At 74.7% G+C, this 19,636-nt stretch carries 19 protein-coding genes; 16 read left to right on the plus strand and 3 right to left on the minus strand.

Translation table 11 applies throughout. The features are described 5' to 3' along the window. The first annotated feature begins 12 nt into the window (after positions 1-12). A complete protein-coding gene (locus tag FS882_RS07585) occupies positions 13-1,566 on the plus strand; it encodes a PucR family transcriptional regulator (RefSeq protein ID WP_158372451.1) in 1,554 nt (517 codons plus the stop codon). A 1-nt stretch (position 1,567) separates the two neighbouring features. Here FS882_RS07585 and FS882_RS20905 read toward each other — a convergent pair whose 3' ends face one another. Further along, positions 1,568-2,026, minus strand: a complete 459-nt coding sequence (locus tag FS882_RS20905; protein WP_187365194.1) for a PPC domain-containing DNA-binding protein — start codon at positions 2,024-2,026, stop codon at positions 1,568-1,570. A gap of 2 nt (positions 2,027-2,028) precedes the next feature. Continuing rightward, complete coding sequence (gene add, locus FS882_RS07595; RefSeq protein WP_158372525.1) at positions 2,029-3,048, minus strand: adenosine deaminase; 1,020 nt, start codon at positions 3,046-3,048, stop codon at positions 2,029-2,031. 373 nt (positions 3,049-3,421) lie between these two features. Here add and FS882_RS07600 point away from each other — a divergent pair, with 373 nt between their 5' ends. The 13 genes from FS882_RS07600 to FS882_RS07660 all read left to right on the plus strand — a co-directional run bounded on the left by FS882_RS07600 (position 3,422) and on the right by FS882_RS07660 (position 17,551). Further along, positions 3,422-4,492, plus strand: coding sequence for an ABC transporter substrate-binding protein (locus tag FS882_RS07600; RefSeq protein WP_158372453.1), 1,071 nt, complete (start codon positions 3,422-3,424; stop codon positions 4,490-4,492). Then, entirely contained in the window at positions 4,489-5,283 is a 795-nt protein-coding gene (locus FS882_RS07605; RefSeq protein WP_158372454.1) for an ABC transporter ATP-binding protein, read from the plus strand. The genes FS882_RS07600 and FS882_RS07605 overlap by 4 nt, the downstream gene beginning before the upstream one ends. Then, positions 5,280-6,065: an ABC transporter permease gene (locus FS882_RS07610; protein WP_262348135.1), complete on the plus strand. Its 786-nt coding sequence runs from the start codon at positions 5,280-5,282 to the stop codon at positions 6,063-6,065. The genes FS882_RS07605 and FS882_RS07610 overlap by 4 nt, the downstream gene beginning before the upstream one ends. Continuing rightward, a complete protein-coding gene (locus FS882_RS07615; protein ID WP_158372455.1) occupies positions 6,062-6,853 on the plus strand; it encodes an ABC transporter permease in 792 nt (263 codons plus the stop codon). The genes FS882_RS07610 and FS882_RS07615 overlap by 4 nt, the downstream gene beginning before the upstream one ends. Then, positions 6,850-8,478, plus strand: a complete 1,629-nt coding sequence (locus FS882_RS07620; RefSeq protein ID WP_222848162.1) for an N-acyl-D-amino-acid deacylase family protein — start codon at positions 6,850-6,852, stop codon at positions 8,476-8,478. The genes FS882_RS07615 and FS882_RS07620 overlap by 4 nt, the downstream gene beginning before the upstream one ends. Next, positions 8,475-9,686 (plus strand): alanine racemase, encoded by a 1,212-nt coding sequence (locus FS882_RS07625; protein ID WP_158372456.1) that lies wholly within the window; start codon positions 8,475-8,477, stop codon positions 9,684-9,686. The genes FS882_RS07620 and FS882_RS07625 overlap by 4 nt, the downstream gene beginning before the upstream one ends. Before the next feature lie 74 nt (positions 9,687-9,760). Further along, positions 9,761-10,969 (plus strand): amidohydrolase family protein, encoded by a 1,209-nt coding sequence (locus FS882_RS07630; protein ID WP_158372457.1) that lies wholly within the window; start codon positions 9,761-9,763, stop codon positions 10,967-10,969. Positions 10,970-10,990: 21 nt separating this feature from the next. Beyond that, on the plus strand, positions 10,991-11,773 hold the full coding sequence (locus FS882_RS07635; protein ID WP_158372458.1) for a hypothetical protein: 783 nt from the start codon (positions 10,991-10,993) through the stop codon (positions 11,771-11,773). Between the two features lie 88 nt (positions 11,774-11,861). After that, complete coding sequence (locus FS882_RS07640; RefSeq protein ID WP_262348136.1) at positions 11,862-13,055, plus strand: NAD(P)/FAD-dependent oxidoreductase; 1,194 nt, start codon at positions 11,862-11,864, stop codon at positions 13,053-13,055. Between the two features lie 126 nt (positions 13,056-13,181). Next, a complete protein-coding gene (locus tag FS882_RS07645; protein ID WP_187365195.1) occupies positions 13,182-13,991 on the plus strand; it encodes a PP2C family protein-serine/threonine phosphatase in 810 nt (269 codons plus the stop codon). Between the two features lie 196 nt (positions 13,992-14,187). Beyond that, on the plus strand, positions 14,188-16,191 hold the full coding sequence (locus tag FS882_RS07650; protein WP_187365196.1) for a P-loop NTPase fold protein: 2,004 nt from the start codon (positions 14,188-14,190) through the stop codon (positions 16,189-16,191). A gap of 110 nt (positions 16,192-16,301) precedes the next feature. Beyond that, the gene (locus tag FS882_RS07655; RefSeq protein WP_158372461.1) at positions 16,302-16,934 is read left to right on the plus strand and encodes a ClpP family protease; all 633 of its coding nucleotides are present in this window, start codon (positions 16,302-16,304) and stop codon (positions 16,932-16,934) included. Beyond that, positions 16,934-17,551 carry a ClpP family protease gene (locus FS882_RS07660; protein ID WP_158372462.1) on the plus strand — a complete coding sequence of 206 codons (618 nt, stop codon included), beginning with the start codon at positions 16,934-16,936 and terminating at the stop codon, positions 17,549-17,551. Before FS882_RS07655 ends, FS882_RS07660 begins: the two co-directional genes overlap by 1 nt. Positions 17,552-17,637: 86 nt before the next feature. Here FS882_RS07660 and FS882_RS07665 read toward each other — a convergent pair whose 3' ends face one another. Further along, entirely contained in the window at positions 17,638-18,069 is a 432-nt protein-coding gene (locus FS882_RS07665; protein ID WP_158372463.1) for a helix-turn-helix domain-containing protein, read from the minus strand. A 203-nt stretch (positions 18,070-18,272) separates the two neighbouring features. Between FS882_RS07665 and FS882_RS07670 the strand changes: the two genes are divergently transcribed. Both FS882_RS07670 and FS882_RS07675 read left to right on the plus strand, forming a co-directional pair. Next, positions 18,273-19,169 (plus strand): LLM class F420-dependent oxidoreductase, encoded by an 897-nt coding sequence (locus FS882_RS07670; protein WP_158372464.1) that lies wholly within the window; start codon positions 18,273-18,275, stop codon positions 19,167-19,169. Positions 19,170-19,237: 68 nt separating this feature from the next. Then, positions 19,238-19,618, plus strand: a complete 381-nt coding sequence (locus FS882_RS07675) for a VOC family protein (protein WP_158372465.1) — start codon at positions 19,238-19,240, stop codon at positions 19,616-19,618. Positions 19,619-19,636: the final 18 nt, after the last annotated feature.

Genomic DNA, 19,636 nt, shown 5'->3' on the forward strand with positions numbered 1-19,636 from the left:
AGGTGGTGAGCAGTGGACGTCCGTGACCTCCTGGCGGCACCCGACCTCGGGCTGAGCGTCGTCGCCGCCGAGCCGGACGCGCTCGACCGCCCGGTGACCGCGGCCTACATCACCGACCTGCCGGACCCGTCGCGGTTCCTGTCGACCGGCGACGTGGTGCTCACGAGCGGCCTGTGGCTCGACCGGCCGGACGGGGCGGCGACCTTCCTCGGCGCCCTGGCCCAGCAGAACGTGGCGGCGGTCGTCCTCGGGCTGATCGAGATCGGCGTGATCCCCGACGAGGTCATCGCGATCTGCCGGGCCCGCGGGCTGACCCTGCTCACCGTGTCGCCCGGCGTGTCGTTCCGCCGGATCGCCGACGAGATCGCCGCCCGCCAGCCGGGCTCCGCCGCCGGGCTGGCGAACCGCACGATGCGGTTCAGCCGCCGGATCGCCGACACGGTGTCCCGCGGCGGGGGCGTCGCCGAGCTGCTGGCGCAGTTCACCACGGAGTTCGCGGTCGGCTGCTGGGTCATCGACGAGACCGGGATGCTGCTCGCCACCGCGGGCGCGGCACCGGACCGGGCCCAGGTCGCCGAGCAGTGGAACGCCGTCGTCGCCCGCGAGCACGACAAGCGCGTGATCCTGCCCGGGGAGGGGACGGAGCACGGGCCGGCCACGATCGTCCGCACGGGTGCCCGCGACCGGTCCGGGTTCTTCGGCTGCTGGGGCGACCACCGGTCGTTCTCGGACGAGGTGGCGCTCGCGCTGGACGCGGTCGTCGGCGCGCTGCGGGTCGAGATGGAGCTGGCCGCGCGCTGGCGCGAGACCCGGGACGCCCAGGTCGCCGCGCTGATCACGGCGATCCGCGACGCCGAGGCGTCGCCCGGCGCGATCTCGGCCCGGATGCGCCTGGAGGGCATGGCGCCGTCGGACGAGACGACGATCGTCGCGGCCCGGGTGGACGACCCCCGGTTCCCGCGCGCCGCCGTGCTCGAGATGCTGCAGCGCACGCTCACCGCCCGGGGCCACCGGGTGCTCGGCTGCCGGTTCGACGACCAGGCGATCCTGCTGGTCAACGGCGCCGGTGACGACGAGCGGCCGCTCGCCGAGCACCTGGCCGAGGAGTACCTGCTGCTGCTCGACGGGCGGCAGCTGCGGGTCGGCATGAGCGACCCGGTCAGCGGCGTCAGCCGGCTGAACTCGGCGATCGCCACGGCCGTCGAGCGCGTGCAGAACGCCTCGGGCCCCGAGCCGGTGGTGGTGTCGACGTCGCTGCACGTGCAGACGCACCGCGCGCTGCTGCGGATGCTGGGGGAGAGCACCCGGTCCGGCTACGCCCGCGAGGTGCTGGCGCCGCTGCTGTCGTACGACGAGCGGCACAACGCGGACCTGGTGGGCACGCTGCGGGCGTTCCTCGACGGCGGCGGGGCGTGGCAGGAGACGGCCCGGCAGCTGCACCTGCACACGAACACGCTGCGCTACCGGATCGCCCGCATCGAGGAGCTGACCAACCGCGACATGAGCACGATGTCGGACCGGGTCGACCTGTTCCTCGCGATGACCTGCCTGGACGAGACGGGCTGATTCAGGCGAAGTGCATCGTGGGGATGCCGTACGCCTGCGGGTCCGGCACGCGCAGCAGCGCCGGCGCGACGACCTCCTCGACGAGCACCTCGACCGTGTAGTGCGTCTCGGCGCTCAGCACGTGCCCGGCGAACCCCGCCGCGGCGGCGTTCTTCACCCCGACGGCCAGGTGCAGGTGCGGCGTGGGGATCCCGGTCTCGGCGTCCCACAGGATCGTGCCGCTGCCGATGCCCTCGGTGTAGGTCACGGTGACCTCGTGGGGGAGCGGCGGCTCCTGGTCGGCGACCGGCACGTCGGCCGCGATGAACCGCGCGGTGCGGAACGCCCCCGAGAACACCGGGACGAAGCCCTGCCGGATGCCGTGCGCCCGGCACGCCTCCGTCAACGCCGCCAGCACCTCGTCGCCGGGTTCCAGCACGACCGCCACCCGCCGGCCGGTGGTCACCTCCGTGCTCCGCACGCTCAGACCTCCGCGGGGTCGAGGGCGAGGGCGGGCACCGCGGCGCCGACCCGCTCGGCATGGGCGCGGATCTCGGCGAGCAGCGCGGCCTTGCCGGCGTCCGGCAGGAAGGACGACGCCACCGCGTTGGCGGCGAGCACGCCCACCTGGTCCTCGGTGACGGTGCCGGCGGCGACCAGCGCGCGCACGTTGTCGTCCAGGTACCCGCCGAAGTACGCCGGGTCGTCGGAGTGCACGGAGGCGCGCAGACCCTCGTCGAGCATCACCGCGATCGGGTGGTCCGCCAGGTCGGGCCCGGCGGTCCGCAGCGCGAGGTTGGACAGCGGGCACACGGTCAGCGGCGTGCGGGTGGCGCGCAGGTGCGCGACCAGCTCGACGTCCTCCAGCGCGCGGTTGCCGTGGTCGATCCGCTCCGCGCCCAGGATGTCCAGCGCCTCCCAGACGTAGTCCGGCCCGCCCTCCTCGCCGGCGTGCGCGACGCGGCGCAGGCCCTCGGCGGCGGCGCGCTCGAACACGTCGCGGAACAGCGCCGGCGGGAAGCCGACCTCGCTGGAGTCCAGGCCGACGGCGATCAGGTGCTCGCGGTGCGGGAGCACGGCCTCCAGGGCGGCCATCGCGGCGTCCGGGCCGAGGTGCCGCAGGAAGCAGACGATCAGGCCGCCGGACATGCCGTGCGCGGCGCGGGCGTCGGCGAGCGCCGCGGACAGCCCGAGCAGCACGTCCTCGACCGGGACGCCGCGCCCGGTGTGCGACTGCGGGTCGACGAAGATCTCGGCGTGCCGGACCCCGGCCGCGGCGGCGCGGCCGAGGTACCGCGCGCCGAGGTCGTGGAAGTCCCGCCGGGTGCGCAGCACGTCGAGGTTCGCGTAGTACACGTCGAGGAAGTCCTGCAGGTCGCGGAACGGCGCGCCCCGGCCGGCGCCGGCGGGGACGGGCAGTCCGTTGCGGTCCGCCAGCACGCGGATGAGGTCGGCGTCGAGCGTGCCCTCGATGTGCACGTGCAGTTCAGCCGTCGGCCACACGTCCTGCTCCCGGTCGTTCGTCGGTCGTCGCGGACAGGTGGTCCACGCTTGCCGGGAAGCCAACCACAGGCCCGTGGCCTGGGGCCTCGTGCGATCCACCAACGACCGGGCCGCGCCCCGGCGCCCGGTGCTGGGCGATCCGCCGGGCGCGCCGCCGCCGGCCCCCGCCGTGTGACGCGCAGGTGACGCGCTCGGTGGGTCGTACAACGGACCGCACCGCCGGGGCGGCGGGAGTTCGGAGGATCCCACATGGCGACGGCGGAGGCCGGGCCTGTCGAATGGGGGCAGTCGCCGGGTCGCCCCGGTGCGACCCTCCCCCTGGCACCGCGGCCGCCCGAAGCTGCGGGCGCCGCACGACGTGAACGAGGTTGACGTGACCCGCTCCTTCACCGCGCGCCCCGGGCGCCGGATCGCCGGCCTCGCCGCCGCCGTGGCCGCCGCCGGCCTGCTGCTCTCGGCCTGCTCCTCGGACGACACCGCCGGCTCGGCCGGCGACGCGTCGGGCGCCGCCGAGTCGTTCGACGCCGTGAGCGTCCAGCTGTCCTGGCTGAAGAACCAGCAGTTCGCCGGTGAGTACCTCGCGGTGGAGGACGGCCTGTACACCGACGCCGGCTTCGCGGACGTGACGCTGACCGCGGGCGGCTCCTCGGCCACCAGCGCCGAGGCGGCCGTCGCCTCCGGCCAGGCGTTCGTCGGTCTGTCGTCCCCGCTGATCACGGCCCCGGCGATCCAGAGCGGTGCCGCGCTGAAGATCGTCGGCGCGACGTACCAGCAGAACCCGTTCGCGCTCGTGTCGGCCGCGTCCGCCCCGATCGAGGGCCCGGACGACCTGGCCGGCACGACCATCGCGGTCTCCGACTCGAACACGCTGGTGTGGAACGCGTTCCTCGCGGCGAACGACATCGACGCGTCCGAGGTCACCACGGTCCCGCTGTCGGACACCTCCATGCTGACCACCGGCCAGGTGGACGGTTTCATCGGCTACACCACGACCGGGGCCGCCGCGCTGGCCGCGGCCGGCTTCGAGGCCACCGAGTTCCTGCTCGCCGAGAACGGCCTGCCGATGGTGGGCGAGGTGCTGGTCACCTCCCAGGAGGCCATCGACGAGCGTCCCGAGGAGGTCAAGGCGTTCCTGCTCGCCACGGCCGAGGGCTGGCGCGCCGCGCTGGACGACCCGGAGCGCGCGGTGGACCTGACCGTGAACACCTACGGCAAGGAGCAGCAGTACGACGCCGACGCGATCGCGCTGTCCTTCGACCGCCAGGCGACGCTGATCGAGTCCGACGAGACCGCCGCGAACGGCCTGCTCACGATCAGCGACGAGCTGCAGGAGGGCACCATCGCCTCGCTCGGCTACGCCGGGGTGGACATCACGGCCGACGAGCTGTTCGACCTGTCGCTGCTGGACGAGGTGTACGCCGAGAACCCGGACCTGCTGTCGTGACCGACCCCCAGACCACGCCCGGCATCGAGATCACCGGCCTCGGCAAGGAGTTCCGCTCCGGCCGCCGCTCGGTGACCGCGCTGGAGGACGTCACCCTGTCCACCCCGCGCGGGTCCTTCCTGTCGCTGCTCGGCCCGTCCGGCTGCGGCAAGTCGACGATCCTGCGCATCCTCGCCGGGCTCGAGACGCCGACGTCGGGCACGGTCGCCGTCAACGGCACGCCCGTCGCGACCGGCAAGCGCGCCGACGGCATGGGCATCGCGTTCCAGGACCCCGCCCTGCTGCCGTGGCGCTCGGTGCAGAAGAACATCCGGCTGCCGCTGGAGATCCAGAAGCGGGCGGACGACGGGATCGTCGACGAGCTGATCGAGCTCGTCGGCCTGACCGGCTTCGAGAAGGCGCGCCCCGCGCACCTCTCGGGCGGCATGCGGCAGCGCGCGTCGATCGCCCGGGCGCTCGCGGTGCGGCCGGACTTCCTGCTGCTGGACGAGCCGTTCGGCGCCCTCGACGACATGACCCGGCAGCGGCTGAACTTCGAGCTGCAGCGGATCTGGACCGAGCGGTCCGCGACGACGCTGATGGTCACGCACGGCATCGCCGAGGCGGCCCTGCTGTCGGACTACGTGGCCGTGATGTCCGCGCGCCCGGGCCGGATCGTCGAGGTCGTCGAGATCCCGTTCGAGCGCCCGCGCACGCCCGAGATGATGCGGACCCCGGAGTTCCACGAGGTGGTCGACCACCTGTCCGGCCTGCTGTTCGCCCCGGGGTCCGCGGGCAAGGGCGTCGAGTGAGCGTCGCCCTCGCGCGGTTCCGCGGCGCCCTGGCCCGCCCGTGGGTCGGCGGCACCGTCGGCATCGTGCTGCTGATCGCGCTGTGGTGGGCGATGACCGCCGGCCTGGAGAACAGCACCTCGTTCCCGTCCCCGGTCGACGTGGCCCGCTCGGCCGTCGCGGACGGCTGGCCGTTCTACGAGGCCAACGTCGTCCCGACCCTGACCCGCGCCGCCCAGGGCTACCTGTGGGGCAACCTGGCCGGCCTCGCGCTGGCGGCGGTCGTGCTGGTCGTGCCGCGGCTGGAGGACGTGATCACACAGCTCGGCGTGATCTCCGCGTGCCTGCCGGTCACCGCGATCGGCCCGATCGTCATGGTCATCTTCGGCGGCCGCGCCTCGGCGATCTTCCTGGGCGCCCTGCTCGTCTTCTTCACCACGCTCGTCGGCGCCATCCTCGGGATGCGCTCCGCGAGCCGCAGCTCGCTGGACCTCGTCGCCGCGTACGGCGGCGGCCGGTGGACGCAGATCCGCAAGGTCCAGCTCATGTCGGCGCTGCCGGCGATCGTCACCGCCCTGCAGGTGGCGGTCCCGGCAGCGCTGCTCGGCGCCGTCGTCGGGGAGTACCTCGGCGGCATCGACGCGGGCATCGGCGTGGCGCTCAACGCGGCGCAGCGCCAGATCCAGCCCGACCGCGTGTGGGCGCTGAGCATCCTGGCCGGTCTGATCGCGCTCGGCGGCTACGCGCTCGTCGGCCTGGTCGGGCGGGTCCTCACCCCCTGGGCGAAGGAGACGCGCGGATGAGCGGCGGGACGGGGCGGTTCGTCGCCCGCCGGGTCTGGACGCTGGCGCTGGCGGTCGTCGTCGCGCTCGCGGTGTGGGTCGCCGTGCTCGAGGTGTTCGACGTCAGCCCGCTCATCGGCAAGCGCCCGTGGGACGTGTTCGACTACGTCGTCACCGCGGAGGGCGCCGCCGACCACCGCGCGACCATCGCCGCCGACCTCGCGGTCACGGTCCGCGACGCCGGCATCGGGTACGTCGTCGGCCTGGCCGCGGCCTTCGGCCTCGCGGTCGTGTTCTGCGTGTCGCCCGTGCTGGAGCGGATCGTCATGCCGACGGCGATGGTGCTGCGGTCGATCCCGCTCGTCGTGCTCACGCCGCTGATCACGCTGATCTTCGGCATCGGCCAGGCGGGCGTCACGGCGATCGTGATCCTCGTGGTGTTCCTGCCCGCGCTGGCGAACATCCTGTACGGCCTGCGCAGCGTCTCCGGCGAGCACCGGGACCTGGTGCTCGCCTACGGCGGCTCGTCGTGGACCGTGCTGCGCAAGGTGGCCCTGCCGGCGGCCGTGCCGTCCACGCTCGCCTCGGCGCGGATCGCCGTCCCGTCGGCCGTCACGGGCGCGATGATCGCCGAGTGGCTGTCGACCGGCGAGGGCCTGGGCGGGGCGATCTCGAAGGCCGCCGGCTCGTTCGGCTACGACGCGATGTGGGCGTCGGCGATCACCGTCGCGGCGGTGACGATGCTCGCGTACGCGGTGCTGAGCGTCGTGGACACCCTGGTGCAGGAGCGGATCGGGCAGCTGTCGTGACCGACGTGACGCTGGTGCTGCGCGGCGGGACCGTCGTCGACGGCACCGGCGCCGCGCCGGTCGTCGCCGACGTCCTCGTCGCCGGCGACCGGGTCGCGGCCGTCGGCCCGGGCCTCGCCGCCACGGCCCCGGCCGCGGCGCGCGTGGTCGACGCCGCCGGGCTGGTCGTCGCGCCGGGGTTCATCGACGCGCACACCCACTCCGACGTCGTGCCGTTCATGGCCGAGCCGCAGCCGTTCAAGGTGCTGCAGGGCGTCACGACCGAGGTGGTGGGCAACTGCGGCAACTCCGCGGCCCCGCTGGTGGACGAGCGCGCGGTGGACCTGCACCGGCCGATCTCGTCGACCGCCGCCGCCGGGGTGTCCTCCTGGCCGCGCACGTTCGCCGGGTACCTGGACGCCGTCGAGGAGCACGGCCCGACGACGCACGTCGCCTCGCTGGTCGGGCACCACACGCTGCGGATCAGCGCGAACGGCATGGCCGAGCGGCTGGCGCCGGGCGCGCTCGACCGGATGGTCGCGCTCGCGGACGCGGCGTTCGCCGACGGCGCGTTCGGGTTCTCGACCGGCCTGATCTACGCCCCCGGTGTGTACGCGGACACCGACGAGGTCGCCGCGCTCGCCGCCGTCGCCGCGCGCTGGGGCCGGCCCTACGCCACGCACATGCGGGACGAGGGCGACGGTCTGGCGGACTCGCTGGCCGAGACGTTCGACGTCGCGCGTCGGACCGGGGTCCGGGTGCAGGTCTCGCACTGCAAGGCCGCGGGCCGGCGCAACCACGGCCGGTCGGGCGAGCTGCTGGCCGCGCTGCGCGCCGCGCGCGCGGACGGGGTCGACGTGCACGGCGACGCGTACCCGTACACGACGGGGGAGAGCTTCCTCACCGCGCTGCTGCCGGCCGAGGCGCAGGTGGGCGGCCGGGCGGAGCTGGTGCGCCGGCTGTCCGACCCGGCGACGCGCGCCGCGTTGGAGGCCCGGGCCCTCGCCGGCGGCCGGGGCGCCGGGTCGTGGACCCAGACGACGCCCGGCGGCGTGCTGCTCAGCATGCACACCGACGCGGGCCTGCTCGGCCGGAGCGTCGCCGACGTGGCGGCCTCGCGCGAGGTCGGGCCCTGGGACGCCCTGTGCGACCTGGTGCTCGCCGACCCCGGCGCGATGATGGTCTACGAGCTGATGGCCGAGGACGACGTGCGGGCGATCCTCGCCGACCCGCTCATCGCGATCGGCTCGGACAACTCCGTGCCGGTCGGCAACGCGCACCAGCGCGGCTGGGGCTGCTTCCCGACGGTGCTCGGCCGGTACGTCCGGGACCTCGGCGTCCTCGACCTCGCGGAGGCGGTCCGGAAGATGACCTCGCTGACCGCCGACGCGCTCGGGCTGCCCGACCGCGGCCGGCTCGTGCCGGGCGCGATCGCGGACGTGGCCGTGTTCGACCCGGCGACGGTCGGGCACCCCGGGACGCCGCAGCGGCCGTGGGAGCGGCCGACCGGCGTCGTGTGCACGGTGCTCGCCGGCACCGTCGTCGTGGACTGCGGGGAGTTCACCGGCGTGCGCGCCGGCCGGGTGCTGCGCGCGGGTCGGCCGGAGCCGGCCGGCCGCGCGGGCGCGGCGGGGGTCGGCGGGTGACCGGCCAGCACGCCGCCCTGGCCGGGGCGGGCGCCGCCGTGGCGGCCGCGGACCTCGAGCTGCCCGCGATGCTGCTGCGGGACGACGCGATCGCGCACAACGTCCGGACGATGGCCGACTGGTGCCGCGCCGCGGGCGTCCAGCTCGCCCCGCACGCCAAGACGCACATGTCCCGGGACCTGATCCGCCGGCAGACGGCCGCGGGGGCCTGGGGCTTCACGGCCGCGACCCCCGCGCAGGTCCGCACCCTCGCCGGCTGGGGCGTCGGCCGGGTGCTGCACGCGAACGTCCTGGTCGACCGCGGGTCGATCGCCTGGGTCGCCGAGCACCTGCTCGCCGCCGGCTCCGGCACCGAGTACCTCTGCTACGTCGACAGCGACGCCGGTCTCGACCTGCTGCTCACCGAGCTCGACCGGCTCCGCCCCGACCGGCCGTTGCCGCTGCTGCTGGAGCTCGGGTTCCGCGGCGGGCGCACGGGCGTGCGGGACGACGTCGCCGCGCTGGCGCTGGCCGGCCGGGTGGCGGGCGCGGAGCGCGTCCGGCTCGCGGGCGTCTCCGCGTTCGAGGGCCTGATGCCGGTGGGCGACGACCCCGGCGCCCCGCCCGGGGCCGTAGACCTGCTGGCGAGGGTCCGGGCGCTGGTCACCGCGATCACCGAGGCCGGCCTCGTCGCGGGCGTGCCCGTGGTCACGGCCGGCGGCTCCTCGTACTTCGACCTGGTCGCGCGCGAGCTCGGCCCCGCGATGTGGGACCGCCCGGTCACGACCGTGCTGCGCTCCGGCTGCTACGTCACGCACGACCACGGCGTCTACCGCCGCACCTCGCCCCTGGGCGCCGACCGGGGGACCGCGGCGCTGCGCCCGGCGTTCGAGCTGCGCGCGTCGGTGCTCTCGGCGCCGGAGGACGGGCTGGTGGTCGCCGGGTTCGGCCGCCGCGAGGCGCCGACCGACGACCGGCTGCCGGTCGTGCTCGGGGTCGCGGGCGACGCGCCCGACGCCGCGGACGCGCCCGACGTGCGCCGCTGGGAGGTGACCGGCGTCAACGACCACCACGCCTTCCTCCGCGTCCCGCCGGGCACCCGCGTCGCCCCGGGTACCGTGCTCCGGCTGGGGATCAGCCACCCCTGCGGCGCGTTCGACCGGTGGCGGCACCTCCCGCTGGTGGACGCCGAGGACCGCGTCGTCGGCGAGATCACGCCCCGCCTCTAGGGCGCCGCTGCGCCCCCCGCCCACCGCCGGGGCCCGACCGGACCCGGCCCGCACCACCCGCGAAGGACCCCTTCATGACCGACAGCACCCCCGAGCACGTCCTCGACGGCCTCCCGCTCTGGGACGGCGAGCGCGAGGTCGGCCCCGCCCGGCTGACCTGGTCCGGCGACCGGATCCTCGCGGTCGAGGAGGCGCCGACGCGGCACGCGGACCTGAGCGTCGTCCCGGGCCTGGTCGACACCCACGTGCACCTCGGCTACCCGGCCGGGGCGCCCGCCGCGGATCCCTCGGCGTGGCCGATCCTGACCCCGCCGGAGGAGCGGTCGCTGCACGTCGCCGCCAACGCGCTGCGCTGCGCCCGCGCCGGCGTCACCACGCTGCGCGACCTGGCCGCCGACTCGATCCAGCTCGCCGTGGGCCGCGCGTTCGACGCCGGCGTGCTCGTCGGCCCGCGCCTGCTGTCGCACGGCCAGGTCGGCATGACCGCCGGGCACGGCGACCTGTTCGTCCCGCCGCACTACCCGCACCGCCCGCCGACCGCCGACAGCCCCGACGAGTGCCGCAAGCTGGTCCGCGTCTGGGCCCGGTCCGGCGCCGCGGGGGTGAAGATCTACACCTCCGGCGGCGTGCTCTCGATGGGCGACAAGGTCGGCTGGCGGAACCAGACCACCGAGGAGATCCGCACCACCGTCGACGAGGCGCACGCCCTCGGCATGCTGGTCGCCGCGCACACCCACTCCGTCGAGGGGCTCGACATCGCGCTCGCCGAGGGCGTCGACTCGATCGAGCACGGCACCGCCATCGCCGAGCAGCACCTCGCCGCGCTGGTGGAGCGGGACCTGCCCGTCGCCCCCACGCTGCTGATCAACGACATCATCGCCGAGGCCCGCCGCCCGGTCTCCGCGGAGGCGCAGGCCAAGGCCCGCGACGTCGTCGCGCTCCGGGACGCCGGGTTCGCCCGCGCGGCGGAGGCGGGCGTGCGGTTCGTGCTCGGCACCGACGCCTCCGGGCAGTTCGTCGGGTTCGGCGACCAGATGGAGGAGGTCCGCGCGATGGCGGCGATGTTCGGCTGGACGCCGGAGCGGACCCTGGCCGCGGCGACGTCGGACGCGGCCGACGCGATCCGGATGGGGTCGGTCACGGGCCGGCTGCGCGCCGGGCTCGGCAGCGACTTCGTCGTGCTGCGCGGCCGGCCGTGGGAGGACGTCGGCGCGCTGCGCGTGGAGAACATCGTGGCCGTGGTGTCGCGCGGCCGGGTCGTCGCCGGCGCGCTGCCGGCCTGACCGGCGGGCAGGATGGCCGGCATGCCGACGCGCGCCCCCGCCCGTACTCGCGCCGTCCCCGTCGGCGCGACCGTCCTCGCGGCCGCGGCGGCCCTCGTGCTCGCCGGGTGCGGTCCGTCGGGTCCCGCCGAGCCCGCGCCGCGGTCCACCGCGGCCGCGCCGGCGCCGAGCGCGTCGCCGACCCCGAGCTCGACGCCGACCGCCGCCCCGGTCGCGGAGCCCGAGCGGCCGCTGCTGAACGCCGGCGCCGTCGCCGAGGGCGCGCCGGCCACCGTGTCCGGCGAGGGCCCCGCGCGGATCGCCGTCGTCCGGGACGGCGACTTCGGCGTCGTGGCACAGCTCGACTGCGCCGCCTGCACGGGCGACGTCGTCCTCACCTCCGAGGGGCGGGGGTCGCCCTGGGGAGCGGGCCCGGCGCCGCTCACCGGGACCTACCTGGTCGACGTGCTCGAGGGCACGGACGCCAAGCAGGGCTTCCTGCTGGACGCGGTCGGCCCGTGGACGCTCACGTTCTCCAGCTGGAACGAGCTGCCCGTGCTGACCGGCCCGCAGCAGGGCTCCGGGGCGGCGGTGCTGCTGCTCGGCGACACGGCGAGCGGCGCGCGCATCGACTACACCCCGGCCGGCCCGGGCGACTCGCTGCTGGCGCGGGTGGTGTCGGCGGTGGACGTGGACCCGGCCACGGGACCGGCGTCGCTCGTGCTCGGCGGCGACGAGGCGCTGAGCGAGACGGCGGACGTGGCGCTGCCCGGGGTCGTGGCCCTGAGCACCAACGGCACCTGGACGGTCACCCCGCTGCCGTGAGCCTCGGAGGCGCGGCCGGCCGGAGGGTGGCGTCCTGCGACCCGCCGCGCCAGGCTGGCCCGCGAGGGACGCGACCTGAGGAGGCACGGTGCGGGACAGCTACGACTACGTGATCGTCGGGGCCGGGATGGCGGGCGACGCCGCCGCGCACGGCATCCGCGAGGTCGACCCGGCGGGCACGATCCTGGTGGTCGGGCGCGAGCCGACCGCCCCGGTGACCCGGCCGGCCCTGACCAAGAAGCTCTGGACGGACCCGGAGTTCGCGTTCGACCAGGTGTGGCTCCGCACCGCCGAGGAGACCGGCGCCGAGCTGCTGCTCGGGGAGTCCGTCATCGGCGTCGACACCGCCGCGCGGACGGTCACCACCGACGCGGACGTCACGGTCGGCTACGGCGCGCTGCTGCTCGCGACCAGCGGCCACCCGCGCCGGCTGCCGGGCGTGGAGGACTCCGGGCGGGTCATCTACTTCCGCACCGTCCGCGACTACGAGCGGCTGCGCGACCTCGCGGGCGACGGCCGGCACGTCGTCGTGGTCGGCGGCGGCTACATCGGCACCGAGCTCGCCGCGGCGCTCGTGCAGAACGACACCCGGGTCACGCTCGTGTTCCCCCAGGACGTGCTCACCGGGTCGACGTTCCCGGACGCGCTGGCCCGGCGCGTCGAGCGCCGGTACGCGGAGGCGGGCGTGACCCTGCTCCGGGGCACGACGGTGGCGGCCGCGGAGTCGGGCCCGGACGGCGTGACGGTGACCCTGGAGGACGGGCGGACGGTCGCGGCGGACGGCGTCGTGGTGGGCGCGGGTCTGCAGATCGAGACCGACCTGGCGCGGTCCGCGGGCCTGGAGGTCGACGACGGCGTGCTGGTCGACGACCGGCTGCGGACCTCCGACCCCCGCGTGTGGGCCGCCGGCGACGTCGCGCAGTACCCGGACGGGCTGCTGGGCAGCCGCCGCGTGGAGCACGTCGACAACGCCACCACGATGGGCCGGCAGGCGGGCCGCAACCTCGCCGGCGCCGACGAGCCGTACGACCACACGCCGTTCTTCTACTCCGACCTGTTCGAGCTCGGCTACGAGGCGGTGGGGCGGCTGGACGCGTCGCTGGAGACGGTCGAGGACTGGCACGACGACGACCTGGGCGCCGGGGTCGTGTACTACCTCGACGGCGGCCGGGTCGCCGGGGTGCTGCTGTGGAACGTCTGGGACGCGACCGACCGGGCGCGGGAGGTGATCGCGACGCAGACCGACGTGCGGCCCGAGGCGCTGCGCGGGCTGATCCGCTGACGGGGCGGGACGCCCGGGTGCTGGCACCCGGGTGGCGCGCTATCCCGCCCGGTGCGCGCTGCGCGCGTGCGCCCGGACGTGGCATCGTGGGGTCACGAGGTGCCCGACCCCCCTGGAGGTGCCGCAGTGACGCTGACCCTCGACACCGCCCTGCGTTCGGTCGCGGGCGAGCACCGGCCGCACAACGAGGACTCCGCCGGCTGCGCGCCGGGGTACGCCTTCGTCGCCGACGGGGTCGGCGGCCACGCGGGCGGGGACGTCGCCTCCTGGACCGTCGCGCACCGCCTGATGTCCGCGCTCGCGGCGGCGGGCCCGGACCGGTTCACCGCCGAGGACCTGCGCGCGGCCGTGGCGACCGCGAACGCCGACCTGGCCGAGCGGGTGCGGTCCGACCCGTCGCTGGAGGGCATGGCGACGACGTTCACCGGCGTGTTCTGCGCCGAGGAGGCGGTGCGCGTCGTGCACATCGGGGACTCGCGCGCGTACCTGTGGCGGGACGGCGAGGGCCGCCGGGTGACCCGGGACGACTCTCTCGTGCAGCTGCTGGTGGAGGCCGGGGTCATCGACCCGGCCGAGGCCGCGCACCACCCGCGGCGGAACGTCATCCTGCACTGCCTGGCGGGCGACGCCGAGGACGCGGCGCACGTCACCGTGCTCGAGGTCGACGCCCGGCCGGGGGACCGGTGGCTGATGTCGACGGACGGGCTGACGGACTACGTGCCGGAGGAGCGGGTGCTCGCGCTGCTCGGCACCCCCGGCGGCCCGGAGGCCGTCGCCGAGGCGCTGGTCGGCGAGGCGCTCGACGCGGACGCCTGGGACAACGTGACCGTCGTGGTGGCGGACGTGGTGGCGGCGCAAGCTCGGGTAGACGCCTGCGTGAAGTTCGCTGGTTCCGCAGCGGAGCTCCACGACCGAGCTCTGGGCGCCCGCGCCTGAAACGTAGGGGCATTCTCCGGCAGGCGCAGGGCCCATGCGCGTGACGCCAACCGACGAATTGCGGCATTTGTCCGTCGCGGCCGATCGTCAGGGGTCTGTGTCGGCCCAGGGCGCTAAGTTCGAGGGCATGTTGGGAACGCGGTCTTTGCGGAGCGGCTACACATGGCCAGCCCGCCATCTCCAGGTCCGGAAGGTCATGAGAGCGCTCGACGGCGGAGCATCGCCTGTGCGCATCGAGCGAAAGGTGCTCGTGGCTGAGGCGTGGAAGGCCGTCGCTGCGACCCGTTCGGGTGCCATCGCCGATGGGCGCCGGGACGTAGCCGCGCTTCGAGAGTTGCGCGCCGGGGCGTTGTCGATACCGCTGACTGCCTGCGCTGTCACTGCGGTTCTGCTCAGTGGGTCTGCCGCAGGAGCGGCGAGATGGTGGTTGCTGACTGCGGCGATCGCGCTGGGAGTTTCCGGTGCCTATCTCCTGGGTTTGGCTGCGCGAGGGCGTGGATTGAGCTCTCTGGCCTGGTATACGCGCGTTCGCGGCCGCCTGGATGCGCGCGTGCCCACGCGGGTGGCGCGGAAGGTGGTTCAAGCGGCGGTGATTCGGGCGGTCAACATCGAGCTTGAACGACATGGTTCGGACGGTCGTGGCTCGATCTGTGCGTTTCCGCGCAGGGGTTCGCGGATCGTCGAGATGGATCCGCGCGAGCTGATCGAGACGAGGAGCCACCGTGAGGTCACGCAGTTCGTCGAGGGCAACGATACTTGCACGATAGGCCTACACGGCGCTCGCGGTATGGGGAAGACAGCCCTGATGTTGCGTCTGCAGCGGCGCCATTTTGGGCATGGAGAGTCGATCAGAATCACTTCGCCGAGCCTGCGCGAGCCAGCGGAGCTTCCGCGTATCGTGCTGCTAGCGCTTGCAAGGCGACTTGAGCCTGAACGTGGAGCCATGCCCCCCACGTGGGTCCTTCTGCTGGGAGGTGCCGGAGCGGTGACGTTCACTTCCTCGGTGCTGGCGATCTCGTTCCTGTCCACGCAGCCAGGCGTCCCTTTTTGGCGGTGGGTTGGGCCGCTTTTTACCCGCGACCTCGGCGTATGGTCAGCCCTGGCATCGCTCGGCGCGCTGGCGGTCACCTTCGCGATGGCGGCATTCCTGGTGCTCGGAATCAGGTCCGCGACGACCGCGCAGGGTCGTTCTGCGCCCATCGCTAAAGAGGTGATCGAGAAGTACACGAGTGAGGTGGAGGCCAGCAGCACGACGGGCGTCGGGGTCGCCGCAGTGCTCGGCCTGACGGTGAGTGGCGCACGCACGAAGCGCGCGCTCCCTGCCAGTCATGCCGACGTGGTCCGGGATTTCGAACGACTGGTGCGTGCTTACAGAGGTACCTCCAAGAGGCGAACGATCCTGGTGCTGATCGATGAGCTGGACAGGTTGCCCATCGACACGATCGAAGTTTTGTTGAACGAGATCAAGGACTTTTTCCACATCGACGGAGTTCGTGTGGTGGTGTCGGTCTCTGATGAGGTGCTGAACGCTTTCCACGGGCGACGGACGATGGGAACTGATGTGTTCGACTCGAGTTTCGATACCGTGTTCGAGATGCGGTCGATGTCTGTGCAGGAGTCGGTGTCGATGGTGAACGAGCGCGTGGTCGCTGTCCCCGCACGAGTGACGTTCTTGTGCCACGCCATCTCCGGAGGTCGCCCGCGGGAACTGCTTCGCGCGTGCAGCACACTCGTTCAGGAGACCTGGGATCCGTATGGTGGCGACGGTCATCGCGATGCACTCGGAGTGAGCCTTGTCGAGCGGCAGCGGATCGTTGGTGCAGCGGAGGCAACGATCGGTGCCATCGCCATGGAGGAGTGCCGGCGCTTGCAGAGGACCTCGGCGCCGGGTTCGCGCGAGCGCCGTCTAGGCGACGAATGGGCAGTTGCGGTGGCTCGTGGCAGCCTGCCAGAGCCGAGTCGGCGTGCGGGCGCAGTCCATCCGCATTCAGGTCGGCTCTTTCTCGCCTTGCTCTTGATCCGGCGGCACCTGGCACCCCACGTGGCAGCCGCGGCGCCAGCTATCGGGCCGGATCCTCTGCTCCCTACCGCCGAGGTGCTGGCGAAGCTCGTCGCCGCCGTGCGGTCCGACGAGCACGTGTGGCGTTCGGCGCTAGCGGAGGCCGGGCGCCTCCGTCCCAGTGCCGCGGAGGTGCGCTGACGGGGCCCGTCTGCTGCCGGCAGACGGCGTCTGCCGTGGGCAGACCGGGGCCAGCCGGGGGGCCGGCGCGGTGCGAGCGTGCGAGGACCACCACCCCGAGGAGGCCCCGCATGATCCCCGTCCCCGTCCCCGTCGCCCGGTCCGAGGCGCCGCCGGCGCGCGCGTTCGACGACGACCTCGCCGCGCGGCTGCTGCACCAGCGCATCGTGATGCTCGGCCAGGAGGTCGACGACGCGGTCGCGAACCGCGTCTGCGCCCAGCTGCTCCTGCTGTCCGCCGAGGACCCGCGCCGCGACATCGCGCTCTACATCAACTCGCCGGGCGGCTCGGTGACCGCCGCGATGGCGATGTACGACACCATGCGGCTCATCCCGAACGACGTCGCCACCCTCGCCATGGGCCTCGCGGCCAGCGCCGGGCAGTTCCTGCTGAGCGCCGGCACCCCGGGCAAGCGGAACGTCATGCGGCACGCGCGGGTGCTCATGCACCAGCCGTCCGGCGGCATCGGCGGCACCGCGGTGGACATCGCGATCCAGGCGCAGAACCTCGCGCACACCAAGCGGACGATGCAGGCGCTGATCGCCGAGCACACCGGCCAGACCGTCGAGACCATCGAGCGCGACTCCGACCGGGACCGCTGGTTCACCGCCGAGGAGGCCCTGGCCTACGGGTTCGTGGACCGCGTGGTCGAGCACCTGGACGACGTCCGCCCGGACGCCGCGCAGCGACGGGCGGGTCTGTGATGGCCGGGTCCTACACCGTGCCGGTCGTGGTCGAGCAGCGGCCGAACGGCGAGCGCGCGTCCGACGTGTTCTCCCGGCTGCTGTCCGACCGGATCGTGTTCATCGGCACCGAGATCGACGACGGGGTGGCGAACGTCGTGATCGCCCAGCTGCTGCACCTGCAGCAGGAGGACCCCGACAAGCCGATCCACCTGTACCTCAACTCGCCCGGCGGCTCCGTCACGGCGCTGCTCGCGATCTACGACACGATGCGTTACGTCCGGCCCGACGTCGCGACGTTCTGCCTCGGGCAGGCGGCGTCGGCGGCCGCGGTGCTGCTCGCCGCCGGGGCCCCGGGGCAGCGGCACGTGCTCGAGCACGCCCGGGTGCTGCTGCACCAGCCGTCGGGCGGCGCGCAGGGCACGGCGGCCGACCTGGAGCTGCAGGCGGCCGAGATCCTCCGGTTGCGGTCCCAGGTCGACGACATCCTGGCGGCCCACACCGGGCGCAGCCCCGAGCAGCTCCGGGCCGACACCGACCGGGACCTGGTGCTGACGGCGGACCAGGCCGTGGCCTACGGCGTCGCGGACACGGTCATCACCACCCTCAAGCCCCCGCCGCACCCCTCACCCGCCTGACCGCGGCGCCGGCGAGGTCGAGCGTTTCCGGCGAGGTCGAGGGTCTCCGGCCGCGTGTCGGCGGGAAACCCTCGACCTCGGCGGCGTCAGGCCGCGAGCAGGAGCGCCGGGCGCGAGAGAGGGCGGGAGGTGGGGAGGGGGGTGACGGGGGAGCGGGGGGCGTGCCCGGCGACCGGGGCGGTCGCCAGGTCGACGACGACCCTGCCCTCGGCGCGGGCCAGCACGGCGTGCGCGTCGCCCACCAGGTCGACGAGCCGCAGCCCGAGCGCCCGGCAGACGGCGCCCAGCACCTCGGAGGACGCCTCCTTGCGGCCGCGCTCGACCTCGGACAGGTACGGCACCGACACGCGCGCGGCATCGGCGACGTCGCGCAGGGTGCGGCCCTGGCGCTCGCGGTGCCGGCGGAGCACGGCGCCGACGAGGACGCGCAGCGGGGGCTCGGGGCGGGCGGCGGCGGGGTCGACGCGCCGGGCGGGCGTGGCGGGCCCGGCGGGCGGGGCGGCGGCGACGTGCGGCATGGGCGGACCTCCTCGGTCCCCGCCACGCTAACGCCGCGACCCCCGCCGCGGCCGGGCGCGCCGTTCTGCCCTCAGCAGACGCCGCGGCGGCGGCCCGCGCGCCCGCCGCGGCCGGCCCTCTTGACTTCGAGCGCGCTCCAAGCGGCATCGTCCGGAGGGTCGGCGCGGTCCGCGCGCCGGCACGACCCCCCGGAGGAGCCACCATGCGCCTGGGCGCCCACCTCATGCGGTTCGACGCGGTCGAGCCCGCCCGGCTCGGTCCCGAGCTCGCCGACACCGCCGAGGCGGCGGAGGACGCCGGCCTGGCCTGGCTGTCGGTGATGGACCACTTCTTCCAGATGGAGCCCGCCGGCTTCCCGGCGAGCGACCCGATGCTCGAGGCGTACACGACGCTCGGGATGCTGGCCGGCCGCACGGAGACGGTGCAGCTCGGCGCGCTCGTCACCGGGGTGACGTACCGGCACCCCGGGCTGCTGGCGAAGATCGTCGCGACCCTGGACGTGCTGTCGCAGGGCCGGGCGACGCTCGGCATCGGCGCCGCCTGGTACGAGAAGGAGCACGTCGCCCTGGGGGTGCCGTACCCGCCGCTGAAGGAGCGGTTCGAGCGGCTGGAGGAGACGCTGCGGATCTGCCGGCAGATGTGGGACCCCGAGGACGAGGGCCCGTTCGAGGGCGAGCACTACCGGCTCGCCGAGACGCTGTGCCGCCCGCTCCCGCTGAGCCGCCCGGGCCGCGGGCCGGAGATCCTGGTCGGCGGGTCGGGGGAGCGCAAGACGCTCCGGCTCGTCGCGCAGTACGGGGACGCGTGCAACCTGTTCGAGACGGGCCCGGAGGAGGTCGGCCGCAAGCTGGACGTGCTGCGGGGCCACTGCGACGACGTCGGCCGGGAGTACGCGGACATCCGGGTCACGCTGCTGATGGGCGGCGACCAGCTGCTCTCCGGGGACGTCGACGGCTTCGTCGCGGCGGCGCGGCCGTACGCCGACCTGGGCGTGGAGACGGTCATCCTGCGCCCGCCGGCCGACGTGCCGCTGGCGACCTGGGTCCGGGACCACGTGGCGCCGGCCGTGCCGCGGGTGGCGGAGCTCGGCGCCCGCTGAGGCCGGGGCCCGCACCCCGGCCCGGCCCCGAGGTGCGGTGGGGTCCCACCCGACCCCACGATGGGCGCATGCAGGGGCGGGCCGACGGCGGCTGGTGGGGCGTGGTGCTGGACGCACCGGAGCCGGGCGCGCTCGCGGCGTTCTACGCCGAGGTGCTGGGCTGGCAGGTCGTCGGCGACGAGCCGGACCACGCCGTCGTCGCGGCCCCGTCCGGCGTCGCCTACCTCGCGGTCCAGCGCAGCCCCGAGCACGAGCCGCCGACCTGGCCCGCGGAGCCGGGGCGGCAGCAGCGGCAGGTGCACCTGGACGTCGAGGTGCTGGACCTGGAGGAGGCGGTCGCGGGCGCGCTGCGGCTCGGGGCACGGCTCGCGACCCACCAGCCGCAGCCGTCGCGGCGGGTGCTGCTGGACCCGGCGGGCCACCCGTTCTGTCTCTACCGGGACGGCTGACCGCCGGACGACCCGACC

Origin of the sequence: Cellulosimicrobium cellulans (assembly GCF_007679345.1) — a bacterium.
In the GTDB taxonomy this organism is placed as follows: domain Bacteria; phylum Actinomycetota; class Actinomycetes; order Actinomycetales; family Cellulomonadaceae; genus Cellulomonas; species Cellulomonas cellulans_A.